This is a genomic window from Haliea sp., from assembly GCF_040222615.1.
In the GTDB taxonomy this organism is placed as follows: Bacteria; Pseudomonadota; Gammaproteobacteria; order Pseudomonadales; family Halieaceae; genus Haliea.
Genome location: NZ_JAVKCQ010000089.1, coordinates 22,328 through 39,999, shown reverse-complemented (window position 1 = coordinate 39,999; position 17,672 = coordinate 22,328). Strand labels below are relative to the sequence as shown.

Sequence of the window (17,672 nt, the reverse complement as noted above, 5' to 3'; positions counted from 1 at the left end):
GCACCGCGGGTGCCGCCGCGCGGTCTTGCGGCACCACCAGGTAGTAGTGCTGTTCGCAGGGCAGGCGCAGCTCACTGGCCTCCACCAGGGCCCCTCGCGCCAGCGCTTCCAGTACGAAATAAGTGGGCAGGAAGGCCAGTCCCAGGCCCTGGATGGCGCACTGCAGGACCAGGCTGAAATTTTCCAGCCGCGGGCCCGGCAGGCGCGCAAGCTGCTCCGGAACAAGCCCCGCCCGCGCCAGCCAGGTGGCGCTGGAGGACCAGGGGCCACTGTGGTGCACCAGCGGATAGCGCAGGGCATCACCATAGTCCTCAAGCACGCCGTACCGCTGCAGCAGCGCATTGCTGCACACAGCGACCAGGGTCTCCCCCATCAGGCGCCGGACACTGGCACCTTTCCACCGCCCGTCGCCGAAGAGCAGGGCAAGATCGCAGTGGCTGGAAAGCGGGTGCAGCTTGTCGATGTCGGTAATCAGCTGCAGGTCGAGCAGCGGATGTTCCCGGGAGAACTGTTCCAGGTGCGGAATCAGCCAGCTGCTGGCCAGGGCGGGCTCAACCCCCACCCGCAGGCTGCGCTTGCCCGCGCTCTTGAGCTCCTCGGTGGCCCGCTGCAGGCGCTCGAGGATATCCTCCACCCGCTGCGCGTACTGACGCCCCGCCTCTGTCAGTTGCAGGCGCTGGCGCTGGCGCAGAAACAGGCGTACTCCAAGCTGATCCTCCAGACTGGAGAGCTGACGGCTGACCGCGCCCTGGGTCATGTTGAGCTGCTCGCTGGCGCGGGTGACGCTGCCGCTGCTGGCCACCGCGTGAAAACAGGCCAAGGCGCGGGTGGAAGGCAGCCGGATACTCATGTGAAGGCGACTTCATGCAATTTGGTAATGAAGTATGCCGGATAATTCGATACTGCCGCAACCGGAGCACAGCTACTATAAGCTACATGATCAATGTAGAAACGACACAGCATGGGATTACCTGCGGCGAGCATCTGATGCAGATGCTGGCAGCCTGCGGCATTGAGCTGGCCTTTGGCATTCCGGGCACCCACACCATTGAGCTGTATCGGGGCCTGCCCCGCAGCGGCATCCGCCACATTACCCCGCGCCACGAGCAGGGCGCCGGCTTCATGGCCGACGGCTACGCCCGGGTGACCGGCAAGCCCGCCGCCTGCATTACCGTCTCCGGCCCAGGCGCCCTCAATATTGCCACCGCCATGGGCCAGGCCCTGCAGGACTCGGTTCCGATGCTGGTGATCTCGGCGGACAACAACCGCCACCAGCTCGGACTCGGCGAGGGCCGCCTGCACGAGACCCGCAACCTGCAGGCGGCGATGGCGGAGTGCAGTGTCTGGAGCCATCGCCTGCTGGGCGTGGACGAACTGCCCCGCGTGCTGGCCCGGGCCTTTGCCATCTTCGCCAGTGAACGCCCGGGGCCGGTACACATCAGTATTCCACAGGATGTGATCACCGCCGATGCCAGCCACCTGGAGATTGCGCCCTGGCCCCTGCCCTCCCGTCCAGGCCCGGACCTGGCGGCGATCACGGAGGCCGCACGGCTGCTCAACGGCGCCGAGCGCCCGGTGATCGTGCTCGGTGGCGGCAGCGCCGATGCTGCCGCGCTGGTGCGCGAGCTGGCGGTGCTGGTGGACGCGCCGGTCACCTGTACCCACAACGCCCGCGGCATCCTGCCCCCTGAGCACCCGCTGCTGGTGGCCAGCAGCCCCTCGCTGCCGGCGGTGCGGGCCCTGTACCAAAGCGCGGACGTCGTCCTTGCCATCGGCACCGAATTCAGCGAGACCGACTACGACTTCTTTTTCGACGGCGGCTTTGCACTCGGAGGCAAGCTGGTGCGCATCGATATCGACGGCGCCCAACTGTGCCGCAACATGCGCCCCGACGTGGCAATCCGCGCCGACAGTGGTCTCGCCCTGGCGGCGCTGCTGCCCCTGCTGCAGCGGCGGTCCCGCGACGGCGCCGGGCGCACGGCAGCCGTGTTGGCGGCAACGACCGGCCACCGGGCCGACTATCAAGCATTTCTGGACTGCCTGCAGCTGGCCCTGCCGGATGCCGTCCTGATGGCTGACTCAACCCAGCCGGCCTACTTCGCCGCGGCCCAGTATCACCCGTCGACACCGCGCAGCTTCGCCAGCGCTGCCACCGGCTACGGCACCCTGGGTTACGCCCTCCCCGCCGCTATAGGCGCCAAACTCGCACGACCCGGCGAGGCGGTGATCGCCCTGATCGGGGACGGTGGCCTGCAGTTCACCCTGCCGGAACTCGCCAGCGCCGTTGAAGCCGGTGTCGGCATCGCTGTTGTGGTGTGGAACAACAGCCGCTACGAGATGATCGCGCAGAATTTTGTCGCTGCCGGGATGGAGCCCATCGCCTGCGACCCGTACACCCCGGACTTTATCGCCACGGCCCGCGCCATGGGCTGCGAGGCGGCACGCGCCGGCAACCTGGGGCAGCTGCGGGCGCTGCTGGAAGACAGCGCCGGGCGCACAGTTCCCACCCTGATCGAAGTCCAGGAGCGCGATTTCCTGGACCCGGTCACGCAACCGTGAGTGACACCATGACCGCAATTGCCAGGCCGGCCTTCAGCGGCCGTACCAGCCGCCTCGCCCACCGCCTCATCGACGACGGCCAGGGCGTCTGGGGCGTACACGATCGGGCCTGCGAGATGGCGGCTCGCGGTGAGCCCGTGTGCCTGTTGTCCGTCGGTGATCCCGACCTGCCCACGCTGCCTTCCACCATAGACGCCGCCATTGACAGCCTCGAGCGGGGCCGCACCCACTACGCCCCGGGGCGCGGCGAACTGAGCCTGCGCCGAACCATCGCCGCTATCGAAGCAAACGCTTCCGACAAGCCCTGCGACCCCGATGAGATCGTGATTTTCCCCGGCGCTACCAATGCCATCTACTCGGTACTGGCCTGCCTGGTGGACCCCGGCGAGGACGTGGTGGTGGCGGAGCCCATGTACGTGGGCTACGACGGACTGTTCCGGGCCCTCGGCATCAACGCCGTCACTTTCCCGCTGGAGGCCGCCGCCGGTTTTGCGCTCGATGTCGCCGCCGTGCAGGTGGCTGTCACCCCGGCGACCCGGGTCCTGCTGCTGAACACCCCCGGCAATCCCGCAGGCAACATGATTACGCCTGCGCAGCTGCATGCACTCGCTGCCTGGTGCCGGGAGCGGGACATCTGGCTGGTCTGCGATGAGGTGTACTCAATGATCACCTTCGAGCAGCCGCACACCTCCCTGCGCAAGGCGGCGAAGGCGCTGGACAACGTTGTGGTCATCGACGGCCTGTCCAAGTCCCACGCCATGACGGGCTGGCGCCTGGGCTGGACCGTGAGCAGCCTGGCGCTGGCGGACCGCCTGCTGGAGTTCACCTCCGCCACCCTGTTCGGCTGCTGCCAGTTCGTGCAGGATGCCGCTGTCCATGCCCTGACCAATGATGAGGACTACATCGCCGGGGTGCGGGACGAATATCGTCGGCGCCGGGATTATGTCTGCCAGCGGATCGCGGGGATTCCCGGCCTGAACTGTGAAGTACCGGCAGCTGGCATGTTCGTGATGGTCGACGTCGCGGGCACGGGCCTCGACGGACTGGCTTTCGCCGAAGCCCTGCTCGACCAGGGGCAGGTATCGGTACTGCCGGGCGCGGGTTTCGGTGCCAGCTGCCGTAACTATGTACGGATTTCCCTGACCCTGTCCGTGGCGGCGATGGCGTCGGCCTTCGACCGCATCGAAGCCTTTGTAGCAACACTGGAGTGCAAACCCCGTGAGTGATAGCGCAACTTTGCCCCGCATCAACGGCCGGCGCCTCTGGGATCGCCTGCAGGCCATGGCCGCCCACGGCGCCACCGCCAACGGTGGCTGCAACCGGCAGGCCCTGACCGACACCGACCGGATCGGTCGCGACCTGTTCCTGGACTGGTGCAGACAGGCGGGTTGCGACATCCGTATCGACGCCATCGGCAATATCTTTGCTCGCCGCCCCGGCGTCGACGCGGACGCGGCCCCGGTCCTGACCGGCAGCCACCTCGACACCCAGCCCACCGGTGGCAAATACGACGGCGTCTACGGCGTGCTCGGGGGGCTGGAGGTGCTCGAGACCCTGAACGACGCGGGTATCCACACCCGGCACCCGCTGGAAGTCGTGGTCTGGACCAACGAGGAGGGTTGCCGCTTCGATACCGCGATGATGGGCTCCGCCGTATGGTCCGGCGCCATGCCCCTGGCCGAGGCCTGCGCGCTCACCGACCGCGACGGCCACAGCGTCGGCGAGGAGCTGCAGCGCATCGGCTATCGGGGCCAGGAACCGGCGCAGCCGTTCCCGGTAACCGCGGCCTTTGAACTGCATATCGAGCAGGGGCCGGTGCTGGAGGCAGAGGAACTGGCTATCGGCGTGGTCACCGGGGTGCAGCACATGAGCCGCCACCGGGTATTCATCGACGGTGTCGCCACCCACGCCGGGCCGACGCCCATGGCCATGCGCAAGGATCCGATGATGGCCCTGGCCGCACTGCTGCCGGCACTGTTCGCGCTGGCCACCGAGCAGGGGCCAGAGGCCCGGGTAACCTGCGGCTTTGTGCAGGCGCGGCCCGGTTCCAGCAACACGGTCCCGGAACAGGTAGAGCTGACCGTGGACATCCGCCATCCGCAGCTGGCGCGCTATCGAGCGCTGGAGGCCGGGCTGGAAGCAGCGGTGCAGGAGACCTGTGCCCGCTTCCAGCTTGAGGGGAAGGTGAGCTGCTTCTGGGAGGCCCCCGGCGTCACCTTCGACCCGGACTGCGTGGCCGCGGTGGCGCAGGCGGTAGAAGCCCTGGGCTACAGCCATCGCGAGATGGTATCCGGGGCCGGCCACGATGCCTGCAATCTCGCAGCCGTTGCGCCCACCAGCATGATCTTCATCCCCTGCGAGGGCGGCGTCAGCCACAACGAAGCGGAGGCCATTACGCCGGCCCAGGCAGAACAGGGCGCCAACGTGCTGCTGCTGGCCATGCTGGAACGGGCGGGGGTGGCGGCATGAACCTGGGGCAGCGCAAGGCGGGCGGCGGCAGCGCAGTACTCACCCGCTGGGGCATGGACTCCGAGTACGGGGTGTTGCGCGACGTGTTGATCGGTCCGGTGGACCACTACCGCTGGCAACCCGGCAACGCCATGGCCCGCCGCTCCCGGCGTCTGGGCCGGGAATTTGACCCTGAGCTGGCGCGCGCCCAGTACCGGGAGATGCTGGATGCCTACCGGCAGGCCGGTGTCACCACCCATATCCTCGAAGCCGACTCCGCCCTGCCCTACCAGATCTACGCCCGGGACTCCTCGGTCATGACCCCCTGGGGGCCGATCATCACCCAGATGTACAGCCCCTGGCGGCGCGGGGAGTGGAAGCCGGTGCTGGAGTTCTACCTCGGCCAGGATATCCCCATCTACGACATCATCACCGCCGGCAGCCTGGAGGGAGGCGATTTCATGGTGCTTGAACCCGGGGTGATTGTCTGCGGAATCAGCGGCGAGCGCACCAGCCCCGAGGGCCTGGCCCAGCTCCAGTCCTGGGTGGAAGCAGAAGGCTGGGAATTCCGCAGCTACAGCTTTGATCCCTACTTCCTGCACCTGGACGTGAAGCTGGCGATGCTGTCGGACAAGCTCGCCGCGGTCTGTGGCCAGGCCCTGGAGCAGGAATTCCTGGACTGGCTGCAGGGGCGCGGTATCGAACTGATCGACATCTCCTACCGGGCGATGCTGGAGCTGGGCTGTAACGTCGTGGCCCTGGGCAATGACCGGGTGCTGATGCCCAATGACAACGTTGAACTGCGGGAGAAATGCCGGGCCCGGGGGCTGGAGGTGATCGACCCGGACGTCAGCCTGTTTACCGCGGGTGGCGGCGGCGTGCACTGCATGTGCCAGCCGCTGCGGCGGGACCCTGCCTGAGCAGCGCCCGCTCGCCTGGCCTGCAGGCAAAATTGCCCACACCGGACTGCATAATCATACGCAGGCAGTTACCCCCCCGCTGCCGATTTCTTTACCCTGTGCCGTTCTCTGTTGGTACCGGAATCTGGAGGCCGACGACCGCGTGGCTTTCTGCGTTGTTTCCAGGACCAACATCATGGATTACGTCGAGATTCGCGGTCACGCCAGCCTGCAGGACGACGCCGATCGCAGCTTCTTCCGGCGTCAGTTCATGGCCGGTTCAGGTGGCGCGGAACCACCGGAGGATCTGGACGCGCCGGGCACCGAGCGGGTCATCATCACGATTCATCCGCAGCAGGTTTCCAGCCCCAAGCTGTACGGTGGTCGATTCGGTTGAAGGCGGGTCCGCCTGCCTGGTCGGGCCGGGCCGACCTGGGCCGCCTACGTGGCCCGGCCTCGGCGGCCCCACCTCGGCGGCCCCACCCTCCTGCGCGGCCCCACCTATATGTCCGCGGGCAGAAACGCATCCCCCAGCACGGTCCGGCCATCGAGGCTGCGTACCGACAGCCCCAGCGCCAGCACCCACTGCCGGCTGTAGGCCATCTGCCCCACATGGCGGCCGGAGCACAAGGATAGCGCCGCCTCCGCCATCATCTCGATGGGCTCGGCCCAGTCCGGGTGACGGCGGGCGATGTCGCGCACGTACTCGGCCCCGGGGGTGAGCACAATACTTTCCGGCGCCAGGGTATTCACGAAGATGTTCTCTGGCGCCAGTTCGTGCGCCAGGCCCTCACTGTAGCGGTTCAGCGCCGCCTTGCTGGCACCGTAGGCGGCGATCACCAGTGCCGCCTCGCGACTGTCGCGATAGGGCGGCAGGGGCTGGTTGACCGTGGCGCTGCTGATACTGAGGATCCAGCCCGCACCGCGTTCCCGCATCCCGGGTAGCGCCTGCTGGGCCAGTTCCATGGGTACGTTCAGGTTGAGGTCGAGCATCAGGTTGCGCTTCGCGGTCGTGACCCTGCTGGGCAGATCCATGCTGGAACCCGCCGCATTGTTCACCAGGATATCGATGGGGCCGAAGTGTGCCGCGGCCCTGGCTACCAGGTCGGCGCGCGCCTCCGGGACCAGCAGGTCACAGACCTCCGCCGCCGCCCGGCCGCCACTGGCGTTGATCGCCGCCACCGCACATTCCAGGGTGCCCGGCAGATCGCCGTGGGCACCCAGGCGCGACGCGCACAGCACCACCGCCGCACCTTCGGCGGCAAAGCGGGTGGCAATGGCCTGGCCGATACCGCGGCTGGCACCGGTGATGAGGGCGGTCTTTCCCGACAGTTGTCCCATGCTGTTCTCCTTTATGCTTGTGCTGCAGGGTTGCGGATCAGGTGTGAATTCTGCTCAGTACTGCCGATAGCGGCGCTGCACATGGCGATGGCGCAGCAAGCGCTGGGCGGCTCGCTCCTCGGCTGTGACAATCCGCGCATGGGGCATGTGCGCGCGGATATCGTCAAAGGGCACTTTCCTTGCGGTCAGCGTCGGCCACTGTTCCTTTGGTGGCGGCTCGGGATAGGTCCAGCGCCTGCTGGTGTAGCCGTGGAGGACCCCGGTGGTACTCACCCAGTTGGCGACACCCGGGTCGCGGTGACAGACCACCCAGCGCCGGGCGCCATCGGGATCGGTTTCCACGAAGTGCGCGTTGATATTGCTGGGGTAACTCTCGAAGTCCAGCGACTCTCCCCACAGGTTGGCCAGGTGGAAACCGAGGAAGTGCGGCTCGATCGGCGTGCGGGTCTCGATTACCAGCGCCTCGTCATCTTCCAGCAGGTAGGTGCCGCCGGCGTAGATGTTGCTGCTCTGGCCGCCACCGGTGGCGATACCCAGCACATTGGGCGGGTTCATGTCGTTCACCGGCATGAACGGCTTGTCCAGGCCCATGCGCTCGCTGATGCCGCCCGGCACCTGGCCGTAGGTTTCCAGGGTAATGGTATTGAAGGCATTCCAGAAGTGGACCTGATTGCGGGCGATACGGCCGATCTCCCGCAGCATGTGTTCGGCGCCTGCGGGGTCGATAGGCGGACGCGGTTCCTGCTCGCAGCCAATGCGCAGGATCTCCAGATCGAGCAGGTCCTGGTTGGCCCAGTCGTGGAACAGCTCACGGCAGGTCAGGAAGCGGCCCACATGCTCCACTCCGCGGCTGCTGCGCTTGCTGAGCATGAAATTGCCGCTGTAGCCCTCGGGCTGCTCCGGCGCCACCAGGATATCGAAGCTGCCATCCGCTTCCACCTGCAGCTTGCTGCTGTCCAGGGTGCTGGTATTGATACGGGTACCCGGCTGCATCTCCGACAGCTTGCCGCTGTCGCCGGAGTAGCCGCTGGCCAGCTCGAAAATCACGTACTGGGGCGCGGTGGTGCCCGCCGCCGGCGCCTCCCCGCGCCAGTGCCGGGTGTCGGCAGCGCGGCCGCGAATGCGGTAGCTGTAGTTGCCGTCGATCTCCACCCCCAGGTACACCGCGTCGGCATTGTCGATGGTGGAGCGGTTCATGGGCTGTATCGCGCGCCGAAAGCGCGGATACAGGGGGTCCGCCAGGGCCCGCTCAATGGCATTGAGCATGAACCCGGCCACGTAGCGGTAACCCTCCGCCAGATTGCGGTCCGTGGGCGGCGGTGGATACAGGGCCGGATCGTCGATGGCATCCCGCGCTTCCTGGAAGCACTGGATCATGTCGTCGAAGGCCGCGCGCAGGGCCTCGCGGGTGGCGGCGGTACTCTCGGGGTGGGGCATGCGCATGATTCTCCGTGGTCGGTTTTTTATGTTTCAGTCGCGGTGGCTGACGGCGCTGCATCATCGGCGCCGGCTCTGGTCGCAGGCCGGTCATCTGCCCGGGGCTTGCCAGCTTGGGACTCAGCCGCCCGCGGGTTGCCTGCCAGGGGCTCAGTCGCACACGGCTGACCGGCCCGGGGTTCAGCCGCCCGCAGGAGCTCAGCCGCCCGCGACCAACCATAGCGGTCATAGAACGGGCCCAGCCGCCGCTCCAGCAATTCACTGGACAGGTCGTATTCGCCCAGGCTGTATTCGAACTTGGAATGGTGGCTTTTTTCGCGCTCGGCATTGGCCTGCAAATAGTTGTCGAAAGTGTCGCTCACCGTCATGCCCAGGGCAGTGTAAACGGCGTCTACGGTTTCCCGCGGCCGCGCGGTAAGCTCCCGGTAATCGACGAAGGCGTGGGGAGTCGCCGCGTGTCGGGCAAGCTGAGCCGCCGGGTTGTGAAAACTTTCGAAGGAGGTTTCCAGCAGTATGTCCAGGGAGTGGCCGTAGTCGGCCTTCTGCCAGCCGCGGCTCTTCCAGGAGATTTCCACCAGTTTCAGCAGGCTGGGCACGCACTCGGCCGGGTCGCGCACCATGACCACGATGCGCGCGTCCGGGAAATATTCGATCAGCGAACCGACCCAGCCGCTCATCACCGGGTTCTTGCTCAGGTGGATGCGGTCGCCGCCGTTCAGCAGCAGCTGGCGTTTCACCAGTTCCCGGTAGTGGTGCAACCAGCGGCGGCGCTTGGCGGGCATCTGGTCAAGGTGGAACAGGTCCAGCACATCCATCACCGGCAGGTCCGTCGCCCACTGCTGGGTGACAAAGGCAGCGCGCATGGCGAACTGGTCCTCCTCCGAGGTCCACAGGCTCATGTTGTGGATGTGGCGGAAGGGGCCGAAGGTCTTGTCATCCCAGGCCTTGAGTGTGCGGTGAATGAAGCCGCCCAGGAGTCGGCTGTCGGCCTGCCCCAGCCAGCGAATAACTTTTTTCTGCAGCAGCGAGGGGAACAGGGTCTCCCAGTAGAGAAAGTAACTGAAACGCTCGCCGTCCGCCGCCAGCAGGCGGTGCATCAGGGTGGTGCCGCTGCGCGCGTGGCCGACAATGAATACAGGGGTTTTGACCTTTTGCGTCCACAGCCGCGGGAACAAGACGTAGTCGAGCAGGAAGCAGAGGCTGTGAAACAGGGTCGCCAGCGGCGTGGTCACCAGCAAGCGCAGCAACAGACGCCGCCGGCCCGGCCAGTGTTTCAGGCCCCAGACGTGGCGCAACAGACGGAAGTAATAGTCAACGTCGAAATACATGGCGCTCGCGGGCAGTTGTCATCGCATCGGAATACAGTACTCTAGCGCTCTGGCCGGCGCTGGCAACTGCGGTTTCGGCATCGCGCCATTCCCTGTATCTTCATGTATTTGTTGAATTTTTTGGAGCCTTGCCGGCAGTGAACCCGCTCTCCTTACATTTTCGCCGCTACTGGAGCGGACGATGAGCGACACGGGGCTACCGCAACCGCGCAAACGCCCGCGGCAGCAGCGCTCCCAGACTCTGGTTCGCGCCATCCGCGAGGCCTGCCTGCAAATTCTGGAAACAGAGGGTCCCGACCGGCTAACCACCCAGCGCATTGCCGATATCGCCGGCATCAATATCGCCTCCCTGTACCAGTACTTCCCCAACAAGGAAGCGGTACTGGCGGAGGTCTATGAAGAGCGCATGGCGGGGCTGGTGGCGCAAACCGAGAGCGAATTCGCCCGCATTCACGCCCTGACCGACCAGGGTCTGGAAGCCACCCTGGCGGCGATCATCGACCTCGAAGTCGCGCTGCTGCTGCAGCTGTACCGGATGTACCCGGACTTCTACCTGCAGTACCAGCAGAGTCTGGATATCCGCGCACGCGTGAACGAGCTGACCCAGTCCCTCGCCAATCCCTCCTGGGAGCAATGGTTCCCGGGCTTCCTGCGCCGACACCGGGCGCAGTTGCGCAAGGGCGATATCGACACCATGGCGTTCATCGCCCGCCGCAGTCTCGATGCCTGTCTGCAGTCGGCGCTGGCGGAGCGGCCACTGGCGCTGGATGATCCGGCTTTTCGACGGGAAGTCCTGACGCTTTTGCTGAATTACCTGCTGCACAGGTAACACCATGAGAACCCTGAACTACCAGCAGGATCTGCGCCGACAGGATATTTTATTAAGAAAATCTTATGGCGATTGAGCAGAATTTCCCGGTTGCCGGCAGGTGGCGGATCTTTAGACTGACTGATTGAAGTCAAACTACCCGATTGATTAAGCGCCCTGTATCGCTTGTTTGCCAGGAGAGATCCCATGAAGTTGCTCATCGCTATTTTCGTCGCACTTTATGCCACATCCTGTCTAGCTGGCGCGCGGGCCGACACACCAAATATTGTGTTGATTGTTGCAGACCATATGGGCGCGAGTGATATCGGCCCCTATGGGGCAACCGATGTCGAGACTCCCTCCCTGGACACGATGGCCGCACAGGGCGTGCGCTTTACGAATTTCAACTCCGCCGCGCCCATCTGTGGTCCGTCGCGAGCAGCAATGATGACGGGCAGGTATCCGGCACGTATCGGTTTCGAGGACAACATCGATCACGACGGCGGGCTGAGTGCAGAAATACCGACAGTGCCGGCACTGCTCAAGCCAAAGGGTTACAAGAGCGGTCTGTTCGGCAAATGGCATCTGGGACATGCCGAGGGCACCGACCCGCTCTCTCACGGCTTCGACGAATTCTTCGGCTATGACGAATGGAGCATCAACTACTACACCCATCGCAATGACAGCGGCAAGGAGTCCCTCGTGCACAATGGGCGTATCGTGGAGCGGGAGGGCTACCTGACGGATATCCTGACCGATGAAAGTATCCGGTTCATGGAAGAGCATCGCGGTGATCCCTTCTTCCTGTATCTCTCCTACAACACGGCACTGCCTCCCTACTTGGGTCCGAATCTGCCGCCGGACCGTTGGGACGCGGAATTTAACATCGGCACGGCTACCCGCGCTGATTACATCGCAATGGTCGAGGCAATGGATGCCGGCATAGGCAGGGTGCTGGAATCTCTTGAGAATCTCGGTCTCGCCGAGAACACGCTGGTCCTGTTCACCTACGATCACAACGGTCGGAACCTGGTGCGGAACGCCCCATACTCCGGCGGTTTCGCCATGTTGAAAGAAGGCGGAACCCGGGTACCCCTGATCATGCGCTGGCCCCAAAGGCTCCCGGCCGGCGAGACGCTGCGCAGGGACGGCATCGGCATGGACCTGGCAGCCACCGTTCTCAACGCCGCTGGCATTGAGCTGGGGCCGATCGAACTGGACGGCCGGGACCTTATCCACGCGCCTGACTCCGACGGCGAGAGGACGTTCTTCTGGCGCATATCGCTGGGCGATTTCGGCCAGGCCGCCGTTCGTCGCGGCAAGTGGAAGCTGCTGGTCCACCGATTTTCGACGTTCAGCAAGCCGACTATTTATCTCTACGATCTTGAAGCAGATCCCGGTGAGTCAATGGATCTGTATCACCAAAAGCAGGCGTTTGCAGACAGCCTGCACCGTGAACTCATCGAGTGGGAGGCATCCGTCGCTACCCGCGATCCCGCTGCATAAGGATACCCCCCAAGCGATAACGATCAGCTGCAGTGGGACTCGCCCGGCGGAGGTTTCCGCCGATGAACAGCAGAAGAAAGGCGGCACGTACCGTGTTACGGCTGGCGCAGTTTAGCAATCAGCGCAGCCACCAGCTCGTCGCGCTCAGTCACACCATGGGTTCGACCGTCACCATGGACGCTTGGCCAGCTTGAGAACGCGGCAATCACCACCCCTGCTTCAGGAGCCACATGTAGATACTGCCCACGTTGTCCAATTGCCCTGATGTCTTTTCCATCATTGCCCAAACCCCACCAGAACGAGCGGTAGTATGGAGACCCGCTCTCCGGTTGCATGTTCTGTGATGGTTTTCCTGCATAATCCGGCGTCGCGCGAATGTCCTCTATGAATGCCGATGGAACAATTTGTTCACCGAAGACGACACCGTTTGCAAGCATCAGTATTCCCATGCGCCCCATGTCTCGGAGTGTGGCGCTCATACCCCATCCTCCAGAAACGAAACCGCTCCCATCCACGGTAATATATGCATCGAATTCGGCCCCCATTGGTTGTCAGATGTACTTCGATATCAGTTGTGCGAGCGGCTCGCCCGTCACCTCCTCAAGGACCCACCCAATGACGTCGGTTGATCCGGACTTGTACACGAAGTGTCCCAGGTTGTCTTCGTTTCGGTCGACAGTCATCAAGAATTCGTAGCCGCCGCGTGGTCCGTTCGCGGGACAAGCGTCCGCGTCGGACCAGCCGACCGCACAGTCCTGCAATAACAAGCTTCCATCTTCGCTGAAATCAGCACCATCGCGCATGTCGAGTAGAGTGCGCAACGAATCAGGACCCCAGCCACTTGAAGTGAGTGCCGGCACGTAATCTGCAACCGACTTCGAGAGGTCGATCACACCCTTGTCCGCAAGAATCCCAGCCAGAATACCCACCACAGATTTGGTTACCAACATCATTACGTGGGGCCGGTTGGGCTTCAACTGCCCGTAATAGTTCTCCAGAACTACATTTCCGTCTTTGAGAACCAAAATTCCATCAATGTATTGTTGAGAGGCAATCTCGTCCAGGCTCAGCTTCTCGCCCCTCCACTCCAACAATAAGTCTCTGCTGACAGTTGTGCTCTTGTCTAGCCGCATAAGACGGCCAGGGTCATGCGGGATATTCACTGTCGGTATCAACTCGCGCACGTGACTGAACGCCCATCGATTGTTCGGACCGGAGAGAAAATTGGTGAGCGTCAAGTCATCCGGCCTGCCGCTTTGCTCAGCAAGGCTGACCGATGCGGCGGCAACGCCGAGCGCGAGGCCAATGGTTCTGAACATTTCCATCACTGTTGGTGCTCTCCACCTCGAACATGTTTACTGCAAACGCAAGCAATCGATGGCATCTGACGATCCCTCGGGCTGTGTCGCCCATGTAAACGGTCAATCGAAAGTTTGGGTTCCGAAAACTCCAAGTGCAGACCCGAAGAGCGCGAATCCGTCGCACGTAGCCAGGACTAGGCTCCGTTGCCGGAATAGTCCGGAGGCAGCAACTGCTTAAGTGCTTCAAGGTGTGGCTTAGCGTAGGTCCCGCCCTCGTCAAACTGCGCCTTTGTCGCCCGGGCGATGTCTGATCCGATTTCACGTAGTGGTACACCAGTCGACATCGCCTTGACCTGGACTTCGCAGGCCCGCTCCAGGTAGTAAAGCCGATCGAACGCTTCGGCGACGCTGGCCCCAACAACGGTGACGCCGTGATGGGCCATGAACAGAACGTGTGCGCGGCCCATGGCCAGGGCGATCCGCTCTCCTTCTTCAGGGCTCTCGGCCAATCCGTGGTAGTCATCGTCCCAGGCGACATCCTCGAAGAAACGCAATGAGTTCTGGTGAACGTAGCGGAAGTGCGGGCGTTCCAGGCATGTGAGTGCCGTCGCCCAGGGCATATGCGTATGCATCACGCAGACCGCATCCGGGTGTTGTTGGTGTATCGCACTGTGTATGTGGAGCGCTGTGACCTCCGCGTCACCTGCGCCCTCAGGGCCAATCACGATGAGGTCGGATGCGGTCACGACCGACCAGTGAATCCCGTGAGGGTTCAGCAGGTAACTTTCGTCGCCAATGGCGACACTGAAGTGATTGCAGATGCCCTCGTTCAAGTCAAAGTGTGCTGCCAGGCGTAGCGCAGCGGCAAGATCAATCCGGGCCTGTTGAATATCGGTGTTACTCGTTTCCGTACCTCCTCATGCAAATGAACACTAATACAGTAGTCTCCGCGCGATGCGGGCGTCCGGGAACGAAGACATTGACTCTCCGCTCGTGGATACCAGCGGGCTTCGGCCCGTTCCGCCCGACAGGGATCGTGCTCATCGCCACCGCGCTTGCTCTGCACTTGCCGGCCGTGGTCAGTCCCGGTACGCGGCCGGTGCCGAGAAACCACCAAGAGCTTCGCTCACTTGACGCGCGAATTCGATAGTGACCAAATCGCCCATCTCCCGCGCCACGACCTGCACGCCGATCGGCAGACCACGGTCGTCGAGACCCGTTGGCAACACGGTGGACGGAAGGTAGGCAACCCCGCTGAGGCCAGCCCAGAAAATTTGCTCGAAATAGGGACGCTCTGCATTATTCACCGTCAGCTGCCGCGCCTCCAGCTGCGGGGACTGGTCGTGTGGAAAGGCTGTGGTGGCACTCACGGGGGTCAGCAGAATGTCAAAGCCGCGGAAGAATTCGTGCCATGCCCAGCGGAGGTGCGTGCGACGCTCGTTAAACGCGTGCCAGTCCCGATAATACAGTGTCGAACCGCGGGTCTCGTAGGCCAGCTCACTCTTGTCTTCGGGATCGAGACGCGGTAGCCGTTTCAGATTTTTCTCGAACACTTCCCGAGGCTGACGCGCGTAAATCGCTGCATAGAGCAGGTGTTCGTACTGCTCGTGAGAATGGTCGGCGGAGAACTTGGGGCGAGCGGTATAGTGCACAGATCCGCCGGCGTCTTCGACGAGTTTTGCGACCTGCAGCACGCGGTCGCTTATTGCCTTGTCGACAGGTGCGAGGTCGTCGTCCGCCCAAACCGCGACCCGCCAGTCTCCCAGACGTTTCTGTTTAGCGGCAGGCAGTTCGAGGCTCCAACCCGGTGCATGCAGTTCATCAGCGCCACCGACGATGGTCAACACGGTAGCCAGATCCCGCGCACTGCGCGCAAGCGGACCGATCACGGAGATATCCGTCGGCGCCAGGATACCGGGCAGCGCATGGCCGCGCATAGGCAGGATGCCCCATGTCGGTTTGTGTCCGTAGACACCGCAGTAATGTGCAGGGTTGCGGATAGACCCGCCGATGTCGCTGCCCATCTCGAGCCCGGTCATGCCCGACGCCAACGCCGCCGCCGAACCCCCGGAAGATCCGCCAGGAACACGGGACAGATCGTAGGGATTGTTGGTTGTCCCGTAGACTTCGTTGTAACTCTGGAAATCCCCCAGGGACAGCGGCACGTTGGTCTTCCCGAAGATGACAGCGCCCGCCGCCTGCAGCCGTTGACAAGCGACGGCATCGGAGGTGGCGATATTGTCCCTGAGCAGCGGGTCGCCCCAGGTCGTCGCCATGTCCGAAATGTTATAGGACTCCTTGACCGTCATCGGAAGGCCGTGGAGCGGCCCCCAGCTGTGTCCCTTCGCGAGGGCTTTATCAGCTTCCTTCGCTCGGGCCCGTGCCTTATCGAGCTGCGTTGCGATGATCGCATTGATTTCAGGGTTGTATCTGTCCATCCTGGCGACATAGTGATCGAGCAATTCACTGCTCGAAAGCTCCTTCGCTCGCAGTCTCTCGACCAGATTTGTTGCATCGCTGAACGCGATTTCGTCCATTTACGTGTCTCCTCTGCGGTGATTGTATGAACCCACAGATCGCCGGCATTCCGGGTTCCAGAAGGTCATCTAGTCGCTCTATGCGTCACTCAACAGCCGCGGTTACTTTGGCGCTGCCACTCCCGCCAGGTAGTCTCGCAGATCGCGCTTGATGGTCGGCGCCAGTATGTACAAGCCGATGATATTGGGTATCGTGACCAGCACGACGAGGCTGTCGATGAAATCGATCACCTGCCGCACCGTCAACACCCCACCCGGGATCAACGCCACGCAAAACAGCACGCGATAGACGTACATCGACAGGCGCGAATGACCGAACAGGAACGCCCATACCCGACTCATGTAGTATGACCAGGAGATGATCGTCGTGAACGCGAACAACAGCACGCAGACAGCAAGAATGTAGGGAAACCACCAGATCACACTGCCGAACGCCGCCGAAGTAATCTGGATGTCATTGAGACCCTCAAGCTGATAGGCCCCGGTGACCACGATCACCAGCGCGGTCATGAAGTTGACAACCACCGTGTCGAAGAATGGCTCGGTGGAAGCCGCCAGGCCCTGTGAGACGGGTTCGCGGGTTTTCGCCGCAGCATGCACCATCGTGGATACACCCGTCCCCGCCTCTGTCGAGTAGACCGCCCTGCGCATTCCGATCACGAACACTCCGATCACGCCGCCAACGACGCCCTCCGGCGCAAAGGCTCCGGAGACGATCGACACCAGCGCGCCGGGTATGGCACCGGCGTGCAAAACAAGAATCGTGACTGCCGCCAACAGGTAGATCGCACACATCAACGGCACGACACGGCTGGTGACGCTCGCGATACTGCGGATACCTCCGATAATCACAAGTGCGACGGCGAGTGCCAGAACGAAGCCAAATGTCCAAGGCGCTTCGAGGCCGGTTACCGCACTCAACTGGCTATAGGCCTGGTTGACCTGGGTGTATACCAGCATCTGTGGAATCGCACAGAGGGCGTAGCTCAGGGCCAGGACCTTGCCGAGCAGTGGCCAGTTTCTTTCCTCCAGTCCAGCCCGCAGGTAATACATGGGCCCGCCGAACACAGAGCCGTCCGCGAGAATGGTGCGGTGCTTCACGGCCAGCGTCGACTCGGCGAACTTCAGGGACATTGCGAAAAACGCGATCACCATCATCCAGAACGCCGCCCCGGGCCCGCCGATCCCGATCGCGATGGCCACCCCGGCGATGTTCCCGAGCCCGACTGTACCGGCGAGGGCGGTGGTGAGCGCCTGAAACTGGGTTACCTCGCCTGGTGCATCGGGGTCGGCATAGCGTCCTTTCAGGATGCGTATGGACAGGGGAAAGCAGCGGACGTTCACGAAGCCGAGGTAGACGGTGAAGAACAGCATCGGCACGGCCATCCACAACACGGCCCACTCGACATCCACTCCCAGTACCCGTACCTGGCTGAAAGCAATGTCGGTGACCATCGATATGATGGCTACGGTGATCTCCTGGAAACTGGCCGCTAAAGCTTGCATGT

At 63.3% G+C, this 17,672-nt stretch carries 16 protein-coding genes; 7 read left to right on the top strand and 9 right to left on the bottom strand.

Going from position 1 to position 17,672, the window contains the following annotated elements; all coding sequences use genetic code 11:
• Positions 1 to 850: LysR substrate-binding domain-containing protein (locus RJQ10_RS07810; protein WP_350145315.1), on the bottom strand; the 850-nt coding region annotated here is incomplete at its 3' end.
• 86 nt (positions 851 to 936) lie between these two features.
• On the opposite strand from RJQ10_RS07810, the gene RJQ10_RS07805 reads away from it, so the two are divergent.
• From RJQ10_RS07805 to RJQ10_RS07785, 5 genes are all read left to right on the top strand, one after another.
• Positions 937 to 2,559 (top strand): 5-guanidino-2-oxopentanoate decarboxylase, encoded by a 1,623-nt coding sequence (locus RJQ10_RS07805; protein WP_350145313.1) that lies wholly within the window; start codon positions 937 to 939, stop codon positions 2,557 to 2,559.
• The gene (locus RJQ10_RS07800; RefSeq protein WP_350145311.1) at positions 2,556 to 3,785 is read left to right on the top strand and encodes a pyridoxal phosphate-dependent aminotransferase; all 1,230 of its coding nucleotides are present in this window, start codon (positions 2,556 to 2,558) and stop codon (positions 3,783 to 3,785) included. The genes RJQ10_RS07805 and RJQ10_RS07800 overlap by 4 nt, the downstream gene beginning before the upstream one ends.
• Positions 3,778 to 5,028, top strand: a complete 1,251-nt coding sequence (locus RJQ10_RS07795) for a Zn-dependent hydrolase (RefSeq protein ID WP_350145309.1) — start codon at positions 3,778 to 3,780, stop codon at positions 5,026 to 5,028. The genes RJQ10_RS07800 and RJQ10_RS07795 overlap by 8 nt, the downstream gene beginning before the upstream one ends.
• Entirely contained in the window at positions 5,025 to 5,927 is a 903-nt protein-coding gene (locus RJQ10_RS07790) for a dimethylarginine dimethylaminohydrolase family protein (RefSeq protein WP_350145307.1), read from the top strand. Before RJQ10_RS07795 ends, RJQ10_RS07790 begins: the two co-directional genes overlap by 4 nt.
• Before the next feature lie 175 nt (positions 5,928 to 6,102).
• A complete protein-coding gene (locus RJQ10_RS07785; protein WP_350145305.1) occupies positions 6,103 to 6,303 on the top strand; it encodes a pyridoxamine 5'-phosphate oxidase family protein in 201 nt (66 codons plus the stop codon).
• Positions 6,304 to 6,407: 104 nt separating this feature from the next.
• Here RJQ10_RS07785 and RJQ10_RS07780 read toward each other — a convergent pair whose 3' ends face one another.
• Genes RJQ10_RS07780 through RJQ10_RS07770 form a run of 3 tightly spaced genes read right to left on the bottom strand, consistent with a single transcriptional unit; the run spans position 6,408 to position 10,012 of the window.
• A complete protein-coding gene (locus RJQ10_RS07780; protein WP_350145303.1) occupies positions 6,408 to 7,247 on the bottom strand; it encodes an SDR family NAD(P)-dependent oxidoreductase in 840 nt (279 codons plus the stop codon).
• Positions 7,248 to 7,301: 54 nt separating this feature from the next.
• Positions 7,302 to 8,690, bottom strand: a complete 1,389-nt coding sequence (locus RJQ10_RS07775; RefSeq protein WP_350145301.1) for a hypothetical protein — start codon at positions 8,688 to 8,690, stop codon at positions 7,302 to 7,304.
• Positions 8,691 to 8,710: 20 nt separating this feature from the next.
• Entirely contained in the window at positions 8,711 to 10,012 is a 1,302-nt protein-coding gene (locus RJQ10_RS07770) for a sulfotransferase family protein (protein ID WP_350145299.1), read from the bottom strand.
• A gap of 181 nt (positions 10,013 to 10,193) precedes the next feature.
• On the opposite strand from RJQ10_RS07770, the gene RJQ10_RS07765 reads away from it, so the two are divergent.
• Positions 10,194 to 10,841, top strand: a complete 648-nt coding sequence (locus RJQ10_RS07765) for a TetR/AcrR family transcriptional regulator (RefSeq protein ID WP_350145297.1) — start codon at positions 10,194 to 10,196, stop codon at positions 10,839 to 10,841.
• A 186-nt stretch (positions 10,842 to 11,027) separates the two neighbouring features.
• Positions 11,028 to 12,326, top strand: coding sequence for a sulfatase-like hydrolase/transferase (locus RJQ10_RS07760; protein WP_350145295.1), 1,299 nt, complete (start codon positions 11,028 to 11,030; stop codon positions 12,324 to 12,326).
• Positions 12,327 to 12,421: 95 nt separating this feature from the next.
• On the opposite strand, the gene RJQ10_RS07755 is transcribed toward RJQ10_RS07760, so the two are convergent.
• The 5 genes from RJQ10_RS07755 to RJQ10_RS07735 all read right to left on the bottom strand — a co-directional run bounded on the left by RJQ10_RS07755 (position 12,422) and on the right by RJQ10_RS07735 (position 17,670).
• Positions 12,422 to 12,805 (bottom strand): hypothetical protein, encoded by a 384-nt coding sequence (locus RJQ10_RS07755; RefSeq protein ID WP_350145293.1) that lies wholly within the window; start codon positions 12,803 to 12,805, stop codon positions 12,422 to 12,424.
• A 72-nt stretch (positions 12,806 to 12,877) separates the two neighbouring features.
• A complete protein-coding gene (locus RJQ10_RS07750) occupies positions 12,878 to 13,651 on the bottom strand; it encodes a serine hydrolase domain-containing protein (RefSeq protein WP_350145321.1) in 774 nt (257 codons plus the stop codon).
• Positions 13,652 to 13,821: 170 nt separating this feature from the next.
• Positions 13,822 to 14,502, bottom strand: a complete 681-nt coding sequence (locus tag RJQ10_RS07745; RefSeq protein WP_350145319.1) for a class II aldolase/adducin family protein — start codon at positions 14,500 to 14,502, stop codon at positions 13,822 to 13,824.
• Between the two features lie 204 nt (positions 14,503 to 14,706).
• Entirely contained in the window at positions 14,707 to 16,164 is a 1,458-nt protein-coding gene (locus RJQ10_RS07740) for an amidase (protein ID WP_350145291.1), read from the bottom strand.
• Positions 16,165 to 16,266: 102 nt separating this feature from the next.
• Positions 16,267 to 17,670: an alanine/glycine:cation symporter family protein gene (locus RJQ10_RS07735; protein WP_350145289.1), complete on the bottom strand. Its 1,404-nt coding sequence runs from the start codon at positions 17,668 to 17,670 to the stop codon at positions 16,267 to 16,269.
• Positions 17,671 to 17,672 lie beyond the last annotated feature (2 nt).

What these genes read in the sequence shown, in the direction of transcription:
- RJQ10_RS07760 (WP_350145295.1), top strand. Translation starts at nt 11,028, where the DNA reads ATGAAGTTGCTCATCGCTATTTTCGTCGCACTTTATGCCACATCCTGT.
- RJQ10_RS07750 (WP_350145321.1), bottom strand. Translation starts at nt 13,651, where the DNA reads ATGGAAATGTTCAGAACCATTGGCCTCGCGCTCGGCGTTGCCGCCGCA.
- RJQ10_RS07770 (WP_350145299.1), bottom strand. Translation starts at nt 10,012, where the DNA reads ATGTATTTCGACGTTGACTATTACTTCCGTCTGTTGCGCCACGTCTGG.
- RJQ10_RS07775 (WP_350145301.1), bottom strand. Translation starts at nt 8,690, where the DNA reads ATGCGCATGCCCCACCCCGAGAGTACCGCCGCCACCCGCGAGGCCCTG.
- RJQ10_RS07785 (WP_350145305.1), top strand. Translation starts at nt 6,103, where the DNA reads ATGGATTACGTCGAGATTCGCGGTCACGCCAGCCTGCAGGACGACGCC.
- RJQ10_RS07790 (WP_350145307.1), top strand. Translation starts at nt 5,025, where the DNA reads ATGAACCTGGGGCAGCGCAAGGCGGGCGGCGGCAGCGCAGTACTCACC.
- RJQ10_RS07780 (WP_350145303.1), bottom strand. Translation starts at nt 7,247, where the DNA reads ATGGGACAACTGTCGGGAAAGACCGCCCTCATCACCGGTGCCAGCCGC.
- RJQ10_RS07740 (WP_350145291.1), bottom strand. Translation starts at nt 16,164, where the DNA reads ATGGACGAAATCGCGTTCAGCGATGCAACAAATCTGGTCGAGAGACTG.
- RJQ10_RS07765 (WP_350145297.1), top strand. Translation starts at nt 10,194, where the DNA reads ATGAGCGACACGGGGCTACCGCAACCGCGCAAACGCCCGCGGCAGCAG.
- RJQ10_RS07735 (WP_350145289.1), bottom strand. Translation starts at nt 17,670, where the DNA reads ATGCAAGCTTTAGCGGCCAGTTTCCAGGAGATCACCGTAGCCATCATA.
- RJQ10_RS07755 (WP_350145293.1), bottom strand. Translation starts at nt 12,805, where the DNA reads ATGAGCGCCACACTCCGAGACATGGGGCGCATGGGAATACTGATGCTT.
- RJQ10_RS07805 (WP_350145313.1), top strand. Translation starts at nt 937, where the DNA reads ATGATCAATGTAGAAACGACACAGCATGGGATTACCTGCGGCGAGCAT.